The following is a 14,944-nucleotide window of genomic DNA, read 5'->3' on the forward strand; positions in this document are numbered from 1 at the left end:
CCCAGCTCGTTTGCGGGGTGCAAAGATACTGAGCTTTTTTCCATATCCAAGCTTTTTCGGAAACTATTATTGAAGTATTTTTAAATTAATGCTTAACTCTCTTAAAATGTTTGATTTAATTTGAAAAGTTTTTTAAAAAAAACTTAGAACCTCGAGCTTGAAGCTCGCGGTAGAGTAGGGAGCTTAAACTCGAACGGGAGGATCGAGATAAAACGAGGTGGTTTTAGAAAAGTATGAACTGTATATATAAGGTATAAAACAAACAGAACTTTCTCAAGACAACATAAAGACTTTGACGCAATAGAAAATAAAGTAAAGTGGAGATGGACAGATTTACAGTAGCCCTATAAACAATTAGTCATGATCCTGTTTGAGACTATTCCGTTAACTGTTGACCTATTTATTTTACAAAAAAAACTCCCCATAAAATTGGAGAGTCTCTTTTCAATTTAATATTGTGGAGCTGGAGGGGTTTACTTCGACTCCTGAAGTCGCTCAGCATAAACTTCTCACCCATTTTTCCTTCAAAAAAAAACTCCCCATAAAATTGGAGAGTCCCTTTTCAATTTAATATTGTGGAGCTGGAGGGGTTCGAACCCTCGTCCAAACAATGAAATAATCAGCCTTCTACATGTTTAGTTTATGATTAGATTTTCGATTATGGAACGGACACAAACACCCTTACCATAACTTATCTTCGTTAAATTTCGCAAGCAAACAGAAGCCGTTTACAAACTATTCTCAAATTGTTGATTTCTCGGGGTCCAGCGCTCATGAGACGGGAGAACTGGCGAGAAACTTGTCCCTCTTACTGTGCTTCGGAGTGGATTAAGCCAATAACCTGAGGTTATTATGCTGCAAGATTATATGACGTGTTGTCAATTATCGTGTGTGACCAGAGATTAACGAGACTCACCACATGGCTCGACATGCTTATACTAACTATATGCAGTTGCTGTCAAATCCAGGTCAGCCCCATACAATTTAGTTTTACAAAAATAAGAAATTATAATGGATAATTAATAATGTGAAAGTGAATAATTGTTATTTCTTGAAAGACTCTACTCCTAACCTATTGCTATATCTTTAATTCTCCATATAAAATGGGTTATCTTCTAAATCAGTTACAATAGAACTAAAATGAAAGTTAAAGAAACTCTTAAATAGTTCCCAGGTTAAATCTTTTGGCCAATCATCATCATCTGTAGAGATATCAAAAAGTTCATTTTCGAATATAAATTCCCAGTAATTCTCTAAAGCCTCTTCTGCATTATCTTGAAAGCTATCTTCTGCGATTAAATATGTATTGTACTCGCTATAATCAGTTGCATTCGTAGGGTCTTCAGGAAAAACAGAATTTGCCCAGTCAAAAAAAGCTTGTTTTGGAATGATTAAAACAGCATTTCGATTTATTGTTATTGGTTCGTTCATTTGCAATGTATTTTTTAGTGGTTGTCCGAAACCATATTAAAATCAACCACGAGTTTTCGCGACTTTAAAAATTGGTTCTATTTATTTTATATTTTTCGCCAGTTTCCGTACGGACATATGAGGGTTAGGCTTAAATCATTTAATAAGCAGCTAAAAAGGCTTACTCTATCAAGTAAGCCTTTTTAATTGTTTTATTTTCTTAGTTGCTCTGAGATCGCTTCTTGATTATTAGCTTGCGTAACATCATCCCAAATTCTATCAAGCGAGGCTTCTAGAGCTCTCTTTTCTTGCTCTTGCGCTACATGCATAATTGTAGGGTCAGAGAAATAATGTTTTACGAAGTTTGTATCAAAGTCACCACTTCTAAATGATTGGTGTTTCATTACATACTTACCAAAATCTAAGGTAGTTCTCAATCCTGAAATTTCATAGGCGTCGATCGCTTCGATCATTCTATCAATCGATTCCTCTCTTGTTTTTCCCCATGTCACTAATTTTGCAATCATTGGATCATAGTAAATCGGAATTTCCATTCCCTCTTCAAAAGCATCATCAATTCTGATATAATCTGCGACTGGTTTTTTATACCTATTTAATGTTCCAATATCTGGCATAAAATTACTCAGTGCGTCTTCAGCATAGACGCGTACTTCCATGGCATGACCATTTAACTTCACCTCTTCTTGTTTGATTGGTAAAACTTCGTTATTCGCAACTCTAATTTGCATTTCAACTAAGTCCAAACCAGTAATTTCCTCCGTAACAGGGTGCTCAACTTGCAGGCGAGTATTCATCTCAAGGAAGTAGAAATTTAAATCTCCATCCAACAAAAACTCGACTGTTCCCGCACCAGAATAATCACATGCTTTGGCTACGGCGCAAGCTGCTTCTCCCATTTCTTTTCTTAGTTCTGGAGTTAAAATAGCACTTGGAGCTTCTTCAATTACTTTTTGGTGTCGACGTTGAATACTACATTCACGTTCATGTAAATGAATGACATTCCCATGATTATCAGCAAAAATTTGAATTTCAATATGACGAGGTTTTGTAACAAACTTCTCAACGAAAACGGCATCATTTCCGAAAGATGATCGCGCTTCTGATTGCGCCAATCCCATTTGCTCTTCCATATCTTCAGCTTTTTCAACCAAACGCATTCCTTTTCCTCCACCTCCGGCAGAAGCTTTTATTAGCACGGGAAATCCGATTTGAAGCGCAATTTCTTTTGCCTCAGAGAAATCAACTACGGCTTTATCAATTCCAGGAACTAGAGGCACATCATAAGCCTTTACTGCTTGTTTTGCACTGAGCTTATCTCCCATTATCTTCATTGCTTCGGCTGAAGGTCCAATTAAAATAATTCCCTCGTTTTTCAGTCGTTCCGCAAAATCAGCATTTTCAGATAAAAAACCATATCCTGGATGAATTGCATCCACATTTAAGTTTTTAGCCACCTCAATTATCTTATCTTGAACCAAATAACTTTCGGCAGATGGAGCGGGACCAATCCTCACGGCTTCATCGGCCTCATGAACAAATGGTGCGTTTTTGTCTGCATCTGAATAAACAGCAACAGACTTAATATTCATTTTCTTTAAAGTACGTATAACCCTTCTGGCAATTTCACCTCTATTTGCAATTAATACTTTTTTCATTCTTCGTTTTTTATCGCGTTTCCTTCAATTAATTCCTCAGGTATAGGAATTCTTTTATCTCTACTTTCTTGTAAATCAACCCAATTCTTTCTTTTTCTGAATATATTTGCAAAAAACTGAAAGAGTTTAAAGTCCTCTAATGTATGAAAATCTTCTTTATAACTCACACCAACTCCTTGAGTAAATTGTCCTCTACCCTCATTTTGAAGCACAGTATAGTTATTTGATTCATTAAAAACGTTCATTCTAAATGTTCCTTGCTCATTTAATAAATATTCGACTTTAACGTCACCAATCAATGTATTTTGACTTGACATTCCCGCATTATTCGCATTTGCAGTTTTTTGTGTTCCAACTCCAAAAGAGCCTGAAATCAAAAGTCTGTCGTCTAAAAAACCTTTAGAAACACCAAATTCTCCTGAAAACTGTCCCGAATAATCATCATTTTCCAAATTTACATTCATTTGATAACCTTCTGAAATTTTATTCAGTAACGCATTAATTTGTGTTGAAGCTAAATCTAAAAACGCCCCACCTGTTCCACCTCCAGCTCCACCTGTCAAAGGCATAAAGGATTTTGATATCAATATAGAAAAGAATTGTTTATTCAATTCATCCTGATCACTTCTAATTCTGGCTATTACTGATCTTCCTGACTCTGATGCTTTCGGGGCGTCCAGGTCAAATGAAATTTGGGGATTCATCATATTTCCTCTTATGGTTAGATAGGAAAGGATTTCTTCATTATTGGAAGATTGATTTTCAACGACATTCGGCATTACTACAGATAAATTAGCCGTTGTTTTGTAAAATGCATTGATATCTAACAAGGCTTCAAATGGATCTCCTGCCCATTGCACAGTGCTGCCTGACTCAATACTAAAGTTTTGTTTATATGGTCCCATTGCAAAGTTATACACTCCACTTGCAACAGTGAAAGTACCATCCATAGCTAGCTCATTAAATTGGTTTACAGACATACTCAAATTCCCATTTCCTCTTGCTGAAATTTCGTCTCCAATTTTTTCATCAAAAATAAGCTTGACTTCAGCATCCTCAGTAACATCAAAATTCAATTGTAAATCTACCCCCGTTAGGTCGACTTTCTTTTCAACCTCCTCCAATTCACCTGAACTTTTAAAAGAAATAAAGCCATCTTCTTCAATTGTTGTTGGTCCATACATGGGCAAGACAATCTTTGTTCCCTTTTTGGTTTTAGCATTCACGATAATTGAAAGATTGTCTGTTGTTCCAGAAATATTGGCAATTCCTGTCACATAAGCATCTCCATAATATGCACTATTAATGTCATATGCTGTGTTCATAACCTTGAAACGCTCTACAGGGAGTGCCCTTGACCTGTCTGTTGGAATACGTTTAGTAGGATGTTCCTCTAAATTAACAATAATCTCAAAAAGGAAATCTGTGAAATTATTATGGAATAAAGACCCTGTAATGAACCCTGTATTTCCCTCTACATCTTTGACAGGCATTTGATTAATATAAAACCCATCTTTTACAGATTCAATTTCACCACTAAAAAACATGTCTGACCCGAGTAAAGCAATGTTGACCATACCTTCACGAAAACCAATTTTACCTTTAACTTCTGGTTCAGCAAATGTTCCAGTTAGGGTCAAGCTCCCTTCAAGTTTTCCCTGTAAATCACGAACCACATCTGGATCCAAAAATTCATTAACCACTGAAATATCCGTCGAATTAAAATTCATTGTATAATCCAATCGGCTATTTTCATCCTCTTCCTTTAGTAGGTAATTTCCTTTAAAAGCGAAGGTTTGCTCGTTACGATAAAAAATATCGCCAAACATCTTTATCTTTTCGCTTTCCGCTTGATAATCTGCTCCAAAACTCACATTTCCTACTTCTGTTTTGTTTATGAAAAATTCTTCAATAATCGCCTCACCAAAAAACTGAAGATTAGTTGTAGGCGTTGTAATAAAACCTGCGAGGTTGGCTATTCCAGAAAGGTTGACATCGGGGCCAGCAATGTTGCCTAATTCATTCAAGTTCAAATCCATAATATCAATATATAACCTATCGAATGTAGAGTTAGAAAGCTGCCCATTCGCTGAAATGTATTGATCTTCATGTTCTAATTTTAAACCTTCGATAACAAAACAACTGTCTGCATAATTAATTTCGGCAGTTTTTATCAAGTTCCAGCGGTGCTCATTGATATTTATGTAAGATGGCAGTACATCTATTTCAAACCCACCATTATCACGCAATTCAGTAAACCATTCAATGTTTGATCTAGAGCTTGAAGGATCTTCGAAGAGCAGTTGCGAGTCTATTGTTCCCTTTGCTGCCAAGCCCGTAAAGTGAATATCTTTAAAAGCTAAGGAGTCTTTAATTGTTATTGTGCGCACATCGATTAAAGCCAAAAGTTCACGATTAGAAACTTCCTGTAAAGCATTGATATTGTTGATACGAATAGAATCATAAGAAACATAATTTGCATTAATATTTACACCTAAATTATTTAATTCTCCGTTATAATAACCATCTATAATGGCTTGATCTGCAATTTCTAATGATGGAACAAATACAGATAAAAGGTCATTTATTTCCTTAAATTTAATGTCATAATTAAAATGTGTTAGTTGATCATTCACATCCATGTCTGTTTCGGGGCTTAAGGCTGGAATGATTTGAGCAAGCTGATAGGTAATGTTCTGAGTCACATTTGAATAATCAATTTTACCATTTAAGTTGGCATCCACTATTTTTGATTGGATTGAAATACTGTCCTTTACTGCGTTTCTTTCCATAAAACCTAGGAAATTCGTAGTATGAAAAGAATTCTCTTCTTCCTCGTAGTAAATTGAATCAATAATTAAATTCCCTTTAAAATCGTCGAAATTTTCCCCAACCAAATCTAGATGAATGGTTGTATTGAGCTCTCCTCTATTTGACAAAGCTGGATTCAACTGGTATAAATGAGCACATTCTAAGGCAATTTTCGCCTTAATGTCTAACACATTTCCTAAACTAGCAAATCCATTAAACGTTAAATCGAAGTTATCATCTCTAACATATATATTTCCTTTGATCTCATTCTGAGAAATAGACCTTTGGTTATTTATTTTGTAGGAAAGTTGATCTAATATGATGTAATCGTAAGCATAACCAAACAAAGATGTTTCTTCTAAAACACCAGATAAACCATTGGCTGTGAAGTCACCATTTTTTATAGTAGCGGATTTCATTCCGATATACCCATTTAAAGCTCCATAATCTGAACTTTTTAAAACTTTACCTATTTCTAGATTGGTTAATTGAATTTGATCATTAGACCTGCTTCTAGGAATAATGGTAATAGCGGAAAAATTAGTGTCAGAAATCACCCTAAATTCATCTTTAAAACCAAAAGATCCAATATTGGTTCCTAATTCATCTAAACTGACATTTATATCTGTCATAGAGCCTTTCAATTTCAAATTACTGGCGCTTATATTCGTCAGCGAACTTATTGCTTCTGGCCATTTAATATAATCTATTAAAGCACTTTCAGGTAATTTAAAACCTTCGACATCTTCAATGTTTAATGCTAAAAAATCTAGTTCTTGATCGATATTTGCTTTTGATAGCTTAGCGAAATCTGGTAGCGAAAAATCTCCTTTTATACTCGTACCTTTACCATATCTAATGTAAATGTCTTCCAATTGCAAGTCCTGAACTGCTTGTCGCGAAGAACCAGTTAATAAAACTAAATCGTTCATTCCTTTTAATTGTGGAGCGAAGTATGAAACGTCTTCTAAAGAAACATAGGAAGTGTCGAAAAAGCTTTCCATTTGAACTTTTTCAACAAAGTCTGAAAACTCTGAAAGTGAATTCGCCTTTAACAAAAAACTATCTACAGCCAGACTGGTGAATTCAGTAATGACAGAAGTTTCTCTTAAATCTAAACCTTGATTATTGAATTTCGCCTTGGCCGATAATTTCCTCAAATCAAAACCACTGCGTTCATATAAGGCTAAATGTTTGATGTCCCCCGCGTAACTATCGGGTGAAATAATGATATTTTCAGCATTAAGGTGAATGTTTCGACCATTCAAATGATTGTAATCTACACCAAAAGGCGTGATCTCTTCATTTTGGTCTTCCAAAGAGAAATGAGCATTTGAAATATTGGCTTCATAAACATTAATCTTGAAATCTGGCGATTTGGATTGCGCAGAATCTGACGAGAAAGCATCCAAAACAAATTGTAAATTAAAATCTTCTTCTCCTTTGTACTTTTTTAGCGCAAATCGCGCATCCTTCACTCCTACTTCATCAATATGAAAGTTGAGGTTGAATGCACCAGCAAGATTAAAATTGACAAAAAACTCATCAATATAAATTAAGGTATCCTTTTTTTGATCTTCAATATACAGTTGATCAAAGTAAACCCGATCAAGAAAAGTGATATCCACTTTACCGATAGAAACCTCTGTATCTATCATTTCGGCTACATACTGCGCACCTTGTTTAGCCAGAAAAGTCTGGAAATAGGAAGTCCTTATCAAAAAGGCGAATGATATGATTAAGATAAGTGAAATCTCAAACAGTATAAGGGTGAAATTCCCTAGTATTTTCAGTAATTTTGTCATTCGTAATAACAAAGATATTCAAAGTTGTCAAAAAAAGATATTATCATTCTAGGTATTGAATCATCATGTGATGATACCTCTGCTGCAGTACTCAAAAACGAGGCCATTTTAAGTAATGAAATTGCTGGGCAAAAAGTTCATGAGGCCTATGGTGGCGTAGTTCCTGAACTTGCTTCTCGTGCACATCAACAAAACATTCTGCCCGTTGTAGATGCAGCAATAAAAAATGCTAAAATAAATAAAGAAGACATCGATGCCATCGCTTTTACTCGAGGACCTGGTTTATTAGGGAGTTTAATCGTTGGGACATCATTTGCGAAATCTTTTGCCTTGGGACTAGATATTCCAATGGTTGAAGTAAATCACATGCATGGTCATGTTCTAGCACACTTTATAGATGAGCCAACAAATGATGGCATTAAAGAAAAACCTTCGTTTCCCTTCATTTGTTTGACTGTTTCCGGTGGACACACGCAGATTGTTTTGGTTCGAGATTTTTTAGACATGGAAGTTGTGGGAACAACAAAAGATGACGCTGCAGGCGAAGCATTTGATAAAACCGCGAAATTATTGGGCTTACCTTATCCTGGTGGACCGCTAATTGACAAACATGCTCAACTAGGAAATCAGGAAGCTTATCAATTCACAAAACCAGAAATGGCTGATTTCAATTACAGTTTCAGTGGATTAAAAACAAACGTTTTGCAATTCTTACAGCGTGAAACCAAAAAAGACAAGGATTTCGTTGTGCATAACCTAAACGATATTTGTGCGAGTTTGCAAAAAACAATAATAGATATTCTGTTTGATAAATTAATTAAAGCAACAAAACACTTTAACATTAATGAAGTGGCTATTGCAGGAGGCGTTTCCGCTAATTCTGGAATCAGAAAACGCTTGACTGAAGAAGGTGAAAAGCACAATTGGAAAACCTATATTCCAAAATTTGAATACTGTACAGACAACGCTGCAATGATTGCCATTACTGGAAGATATCATTATTTAAATGGAACTTTCGCAGATCAATCAATTAGTCCTATGGCTCGGTTGAAAATTTAAATAATCACGAATTTTTCAATTAAGCGTTACGAATTTGGGACTTGGCGAGCAGGTCACAAAAAAGCCTAGAGCAACTGCTTAGTTGCAATTTTACTCGCAAAAAGAGCGCGTTAAATTTTCATAATTCCTAACTGAAAATTCGTAATTTGTAATTAATTAAACTAACTCAATCCCTGCATTTATCGCATTTGCAATATTGTTTCTTAATGTAATTAAATCGGATTTCATCATGTAGCAAGGTGCGGTAACTACTTTGTTTACCCTATCCACATTGATTTCATTGGCTAATTTCATTGTTGTGGCCACGCCCGTTTTTGAAAGTCCTTCAACAAATCCATTGATATCATAATCAGATTCTGCTTTATCTGAACCAATGGTCATAAAGGTTTTCACATTAGAGCCTTCAAACGCCTTGGCTACAACCACTGGACTTACGCACAAGGCAACAATTGGTTTTCCAACATTGGCCATGTTTACCAGTAACAATTTTACTTCAGGCAGAATACTTCCATTTGGACCTTCAAATGCCCATGAAGTAAAGTTTTTCGCACTTCCAAAACCACCGGGAATTACAATCATGTCTAAATCTGCTGGAGTTATATCGTTAATTTCTGTGACTTCACCTCTAGCAATTCTTGCCGATTCCACCATCATATTGCGGCTTTCCTTCTGTTCTTCACCATTCAAATGGTTTACGACATGGTGTTGATTTTTATCTACACTTATGCAAACCGCCTCATGTCCAGCCTCTGCAATTGCCAATAATGCAAATACCGATTCATGAATTTCCGCTCCATCATACACTCCACAACCGGATAATAAAACTCCTATTTTCATATTATAATCTTTTGTTCTTTTAAAAATCTCAAGACTTCTAAGATAAAGGATTAAATTTGTTTTTAAATAGAATTAAGCAATGAATTTGGAAGAAGTCCTAAAATTAAAGCGAATTGTTTTCTACGATGGCGATTGTGGATTCTGCAATACTTCTGTTCAATTAATTCTCAAAAATCGTAAGACAGACTTCTATTTCATTCCTTTGCAATCAGATAAAGCTCACCAAATCATGTCCCGATTTAATGAAGAAATAAAGATGAATACTTTATACTTGATCGAGCATCAGAAATTATATAAGAAATCTACTGCGGCCCTTCGTATTGCGAAAAATTTAAGAAAGGCCTATCCCCTTCTCTATTATATCGGTTTTATCGTACCTCCATTTATCCGAGATTGGATATATGACCAAATTGCAAAACGCCGACACAGTATACGACCAGGTTATTGCGCTATGCCTTTGGAGGAAGAAAAGAAGTTTTTTATGGCTTAACGAATGATCGGGTAACAAGGGAAACAATGTGCGAAAAGATATTTTCTATATTTTAGAATGTAAGGTTTTTAATTGACAGAAGACCAAACTGACAAAAGTGTAATTTATCTAAAGTCCAAAAGTCCTTATCTGATTTATGTTTTCCTTTGGCCTGTTAGATATTACTTAGGCCATAATGATAACTTACTCCTTTTAAAATTAATGGGTTACCCGCTATCTTACCAGCTCTATATAACAGAAATAACTAGCTATAAATTATGACTTTGCAGCTAAATTAATATATGATGATAATCAAAAAGAGATTCCTCAGTCGTTTAACTCCTCCGGAATGACAGGTGTTATGTACTATTGATTGGGGAAAGTTGCTGAAGCTTTGCTTCAGCAACTTTCCCCACCTAACCAAGCTATCGATTGTCATTCCGAAAATACCGAGTATTGAGGAATCTCTTTTGTTGATTAGAAAATCTTCAATAAGTCATTAAGTCATATTAAACTAATCTCAAAGGTTTTAAATTGAAATTAGTGGTAACTTTAAGTGGAATCAAAAAATTAATGCTTATTGGGAACTTTACCAGCTACTTAATCTACGACAACAAAAGGAACTCTATTTAATTAGGCCAAATCCTTACAGAGTTGAAAACCTTATTTTCAACTGGTTGAAAAAATAAATTTGCAAAGATTCCTGTTAGTTTACCCCTGAATCACATTATGGTTGGGTTAGATATATTTACTGGTAAAGTATCGGATAGGCATTTAAAAATTAAAAGAAAGAACTTTAAAAAATGAAAGTACAATTATCGACAAATCCCGATAGATTTCCTTCGTGTTGTAGACTTATAACTTTACTTTGTGTAATTAAATTTAGATATGAACTATTTGAACAAATTCCTTTTAGGAATATCCATAATTTCACTTTCTTGCCTAGCAAAAGCACAAGAAGAGAGCTCCACTCCTATTTCGAATCCACCAATTTCTATGGAAGCTTTTGTAGGAAATCGAAATTTTTCTTACCAAATGATTATCAATAAAAAATTACAGAGCTTACCCAAGTTTGGCTTTTTTGGTGTTACGCACCTGCAACCAGAATGGGAAAAGCCAAAGATCGATGACTACATGGTGCAAGGAAACCTGACTTATAGCGTCATTAAAGGTATAGACTTATCGAGTGGCTTCATCATGAATCCGATTGACGGAATTCGACCATCGGCAGGAATTATTTTTTCTATTGCTAATGAAAAAATATTAGCAGTTTTAAACCCAAGGATTGACTTAACAAAAAATGCAAATTTTGAAACTATAGGACTGCTGGAATTCAAACCAAAATTAACCGAAAAACTGCGATTATACACCAGACTGCAAGGAGTATACAAGCACAATATAGGCTTCGACCATCACAGCAGAAGCTACATTATGCTTCGTGCAGGAATTAGCTTCAAAGAATTAACTTTCGGAGCAGCAACTAATTTTGATTGGTATGGACCAATGAGAATAAATAAAAACAACTATGGAGGTTTTGTTTCGGTAAATTTATTTTAGCGAAGGTATTTTACTACCTGGACTCCTCTGGAATTTAAACCGAACGGATATTTTCATATCTTCACAAACAATGAAATTCTATCAGAAAATTTTCGCCTCAAAATATGATTCGTTTATGACGAACATAGAATTGACTTTAGGTCCAATTAGAGAAGAACTGATCAGTGAATTGGAAGGAAATATATTGGAAGTGGGTTCTGGAACAGGTACGAATTTCAAATATTATAACGCTAAAGCCAGAGTTATCGCCATTGAACCTTCTTCTTTTATGTTGGAGAAATCAAAAGTAAAGATTCCGGAAAACATTCACATCAGAACTTTCAATTTAGGTATTGATGATATCAAGTTAAACTCAATAATTGATGACCAATCATTAGACTTCATTGTTTGTACCCTTGTATTATGCACAATTCCAAACCAGAATACAGCTTTTGATAATTTCAAAAAGTGGTTAAAACCTTCTGGGAAACTTATCATCTTAGAACATATTCACGCACAAAATAAACCGATGCGATTTTTGTATAACTTAGTGAATCCTGTGTGGAGAATTATTGGTGAAGGCTGTAATTTGAATAGAGATACAGATGATTCCTTAAAAAAAGCCGGGTTTACAGTAGAAAGTGAGCAGTATTTTAAAAATTCATTAGATTTTTATCAAGGGGTATTTAAGGTTTCGAGTTTTGACCAAGAAGTAAAAAGCTATTCAGAAGCAAAAAAGTTTAGAAAATAATTAAGTTTACATTTAAAACGACATGAAGCATATGCTAATAAATCAACTTAAATATTTCGGAATTCTATTCTTTATGCTTTTTGCACTCCCCGCTTTTGGTCAGTCCATTCAGCAAGAAAAAATGCAAGAATTGAGTTTTTTAATCGGAAATTGGGAAGGAGTTTCAAAAAGCTACAAGCAGGGTGTTGTTGAGAAGCAAGTTCCGGCTTTTACTCAAATTAGTTATAAACTAGATCAATCCATCATCACATTAGATTTGCAATCTGAATCATTACAATTGCACACCGTCTTTTATTTTGATGAAAAGACTAATTCTTACTCCTACAATCCATTTTACAAAACGGGTTCTGGAAGCTATAAAGCAGAATTCATAGAGGGAAAGCTCATTGTTTCTCCTAGCGAAACGAAAAGATTCATATTCACAAGCTCACCAGAAGGTGATTTTATAGAATACGGAGAAAACCTTGTTGATGGTGTTTGGGTAAAATATTTTGAAGATGTTTTCAACAGGGTTGAAGAGTGATGTTGACCATTTATAATTGATAATTCGAAATTCATCACCCATAATTATCAAATCCTGCTCTGATAAGTGTATAACTCATAATATCTACCTTCCTTTTCCAGCAGCTCTTTGTGCTTTCCGCGTTCAACGATATTCCCTTCTTCAATAACCAAAATTTGATCTGCCTGCTGAATTGTACTTAATCTGTGTGCAATCACAAAAGTCGTTCTGTCTTTCATTAGTTCATTTAGACTTTTCTGAATAAATGTTTCACTTTGTGTATCTAAATTTGAAGTCGCCTCGTCTAAAATGATCAGCTTGGGATTTGCGAGTAATGCTCTTGCAATTGAAATTCTCTGTCTTTGTCCACCCGACAATTTCACCCCTCTTTCACCAATCACGGTGTCAAGTCCCAAATCGAATCTGTCCGTAAATTCGTTCACATAAGCACCAATCACGGCTTTTTGTAATTCCTCTTCTGTGGCATTTGGTCTTGGAAATAGTATGTTTTCTCTGATTGTTCCTTCGTAAAGAAAATCATCTTGTAGCACAACACCAAGGTTTGAACGATAGGAAGATAAATTAACTGTGGCTAAATCTATTCCATCAATCGTCACTTTTCCGCTGGTTGGATTTAAAAAAGTAGCCACTAATCCAGCAATTGTAGACTTTCCAGAACCTGATGATCCAACTAAAGCAGTTACAGAACCTGCGGGAGCTTCAAAATTGATTGAATGTAAGACCTCTTTTTCTTCATCGTAGCTAAAACGTACGTCTTTAAATTTCACGTCTCCTACCAAATCTCTGAGAACATGAGTGCGTTTTTCGTTATCATCTTCTTCCTTCATCTTCATGAGCTCTTGTGTTCTATCGAGTCCTGCCATGGCATCGGTTAACTGCGAACCAATATTGCTCATCTGCACAATCGGGGCAATCATAAAACCAAGGAATAAAGTAAACATGATAAAATCTCCAGCGGTCATTGTACCATAAATCATGTAATAGCCACTCAACCCAATAATCCCGGCAGAAGCTAATCCAAGTAAAAAGGTAGAAGAACTGGTTATAAATGAAGTCGTAGTTAAACTTTTCTTCACATTTTGGAACAAGCGCTCCACCCCATCTTCAAACACGACACTTTCTTGTTCTTCGGCATTAAAACCTTTAATTACTCGCACACCATTTAAGGTTTCCGTTAACCTCCCAGTTACTTCCGCATTGATTTTTCCTCTGGCCCTAAAAATTGGTCGAATTTTCTTAAATGATTTCAAGGCAACAATACCAAACACAGCAACAGGAACAATCGTGAAGAGGGTCATCACCCAATTCATATTCAATAAAATAATCAAAGAAAAAATGGCAGTTAAGGAACCACCAATTAATTGAACCAATCCTGTTCCCACGAGGTTTCTTACACCTTCCACATCGTTCATGACGCGTGAAACCAGCGCCCCTGATTTATTATTATCAAAAAAGCTAATTGGAAGTTTCAATAACTTTCGTTGAACTTCTGCTCTTAAAATAGAAATTAAGCGCTGTGCCTCCACACTCAACAATAAGGTGAGCAAATAAGAGGTAACCGCTTGCACTAGAACCGCCACAGAAACTACAGCTACCAAAATCATTAAATTTTGCATATTTCCGCTGGGCACTATATCGTCTAGAAAAATCTTAGTTGAGTAAGGTAAAATTAATCCCGCACCACTTTTAATTAAAATTAAGAATAGCCCCAGAAAGATGAGTTTCTTTCTTGGCCATATATACTCTTTGAACGCCCATTTAAAGGAAACATTCTTGTTTTTCTCTGTCTTCTGCTCTTGACTTCCCATTCCTCTCATCTCGCAAAGATAGGATTAACTTGGGTTTATTTGCAATGCTAAATTAACGCGCTTTAGATAAATCCAAAATTCAGAAATCAACTATAAAAAGCCTAAAAACACCAACAGTTATATTACCAGTTCATTTAGTACAAACTTTGCTATCAAAAAGAAAACCACTTATGCTTTTTGAGCAATCTTTCATTCTGTATTTTCTATTGGATATAAAAGCTCTGAAAATCAATTAGTAAATAGCATTGGCTGTAGTTCC

General features: G+C 35.2%; 10 protein-coding genes and 1 other RNA gene. 5 read left to right on the forward strand and 6 right to left on the reverse strand.

Annotation, left to right across the window (positions count from 1 at the left end; genetic code table 11):
- Positions 1 to 573: 573 nt before the first annotated feature.
- From ssrA to DIT68_RS02945, 4 genes are all read right to left on the reverse strand, one after another.
- Positions 574 to 977: a transfer-messenger RNA gene (ssrA, locus tag DIT68_RS02930) on the reverse strand.
- A gap of 109 nt (positions 978 to 1,086) precedes the next feature.
- Positions 1,087 to 1,431 (reverse strand): hypothetical protein, encoded by a 345-nt coding sequence (locus DIT68_RS02935; RefSeq protein WP_109358330.1) that lies wholly within the window; start codon positions 1,429 to 1,431, stop codon positions 1,087 to 1,089.
- 191 nt (positions 1,432 to 1,622) lie between these two features.
- Positions 1,623 to 3,086 (reverse strand): acetyl-CoA carboxylase biotin carboxylase subunit, encoded by a 1,464-nt coding sequence (locus DIT68_RS02940; protein WP_109358331.1) that lies wholly within the window; start codon positions 3,084 to 3,086, stop codon positions 1,623 to 1,625.
- On the reverse strand, positions 3,083 to 7,702 hold the full coding sequence (locus DIT68_RS02945) for a translocation/assembly module TamB domain-containing protein (RefSeq protein ID WP_109358332.1): 4,620 nt from the start codon (positions 7,700 to 7,702) through the stop codon (positions 3,083 to 3,085). The genes DIT68_RS02940 and DIT68_RS02945 overlap by 4 nt, the downstream gene beginning before the upstream one ends.
- A 24-nt stretch (positions 7,703 to 7,726) precedes the next feature.
- Between DIT68_RS02945 and tsaD the strand changes: the two genes are divergently transcribed.
- A complete protein-coding gene (gene tsaD / locus DIT68_RS02950; protein ID WP_109358333.1) occupies positions 7,727 to 8,761 on the forward strand; it encodes a tRNA (adenosine(37)-N6)-threonylcarbamoyltransferase complex transferase subunit TsaD in 1,035 nt (344 codons plus the stop codon).
- Positions 8,762 to 8,917: 156 nt separating this feature from the next.
- Here the strand turns inward: tsaD and elbB are convergent, their stop codons facing one another.
- Positions 8,918 to 9,598 (reverse strand): isoprenoid biosynthesis glyoxalase ElbB, encoded by a 681-nt coding sequence (gene elbB, locus DIT68_RS02955; protein WP_109358334.1) that lies wholly within the window; start codon positions 9,596 to 9,598, stop codon positions 8,918 to 8,920.
- Positions 9,599 to 9,677: 79 nt separating this feature from the next.
- On the opposite strand from elbB, the gene DIT68_RS02960 reads away from it, so the two are divergent.
- The 4 genes from DIT68_RS02960 (at position 9,678) to DIT68_RS02975 (ending at position 12,877) form a co-directional block, all read left to right on the forward strand.
- Positions 9,678 to 10,088: a thiol-disulfide oxidoreductase DCC family protein gene (locus DIT68_RS02960; protein WP_109358335.1), complete on the forward strand. Its 411-nt coding sequence runs from the start codon at positions 9,678 to 9,680 to the stop codon at positions 10,086 to 10,088.
- An 867-nt stretch (positions 10,089 to 10,955) separates the two neighbouring features.
- The gene (locus tag DIT68_RS02965) at positions 10,956 to 11,624 is read left to right on the forward strand and encodes a hypothetical protein (RefSeq protein ID WP_109358336.1); all 669 of its coding nucleotides are present in this window, start codon (positions 10,956 to 10,958) and stop codon (positions 11,622 to 11,624) included.
- A 115-nt stretch (positions 11,625 to 11,739) separates the two neighbouring features.
- Positions 11,740 to 12,354 carry a class I SAM-dependent methyltransferase gene (locus DIT68_RS02970; protein ID WP_158276095.1) on the forward strand — a complete coding sequence of 205 codons (615 nt, stop codon included), beginning with the start codon at positions 11,740 to 11,742 and terminating at the stop codon, positions 12,352 to 12,354.
- Between the two features lie 22 nt (positions 12,355 to 12,376).
- A complete protein-coding gene (locus tag DIT68_RS02975) occupies positions 12,377 to 12,877 on the forward strand; it encodes a hypothetical protein (RefSeq protein WP_146194100.1) in 501 nt (166 codons plus the stop codon).
- A 47-nt stretch (positions 12,878 to 12,924) separates the two neighbouring features.
- Here DIT68_RS02975 and DIT68_RS02980 read toward each other — a convergent pair whose 3' ends face one another.
- Positions 12,925 to 14,694, reverse strand: a complete 1,770-nt coding sequence (locus DIT68_RS02980) for an ABC transporter ATP-binding protein (protein ID WP_109358339.1) — start codon at positions 14,692 to 14,694, stop codon at positions 12,925 to 12,927.
- Between the last annotated feature and the right edge of the window lie 250 nt (positions 14,695 to 14,944).

Source organism: Brumimicrobium oceani, assembly GCF_003143775.1.
GTDB classification, from domain to species: Bacteria; Bacteroidota; Bacteroidia; order Flavobacteriales_D; family Crocinitomicaceae; genus Brumimicrobium; species Brumimicrobium oceani.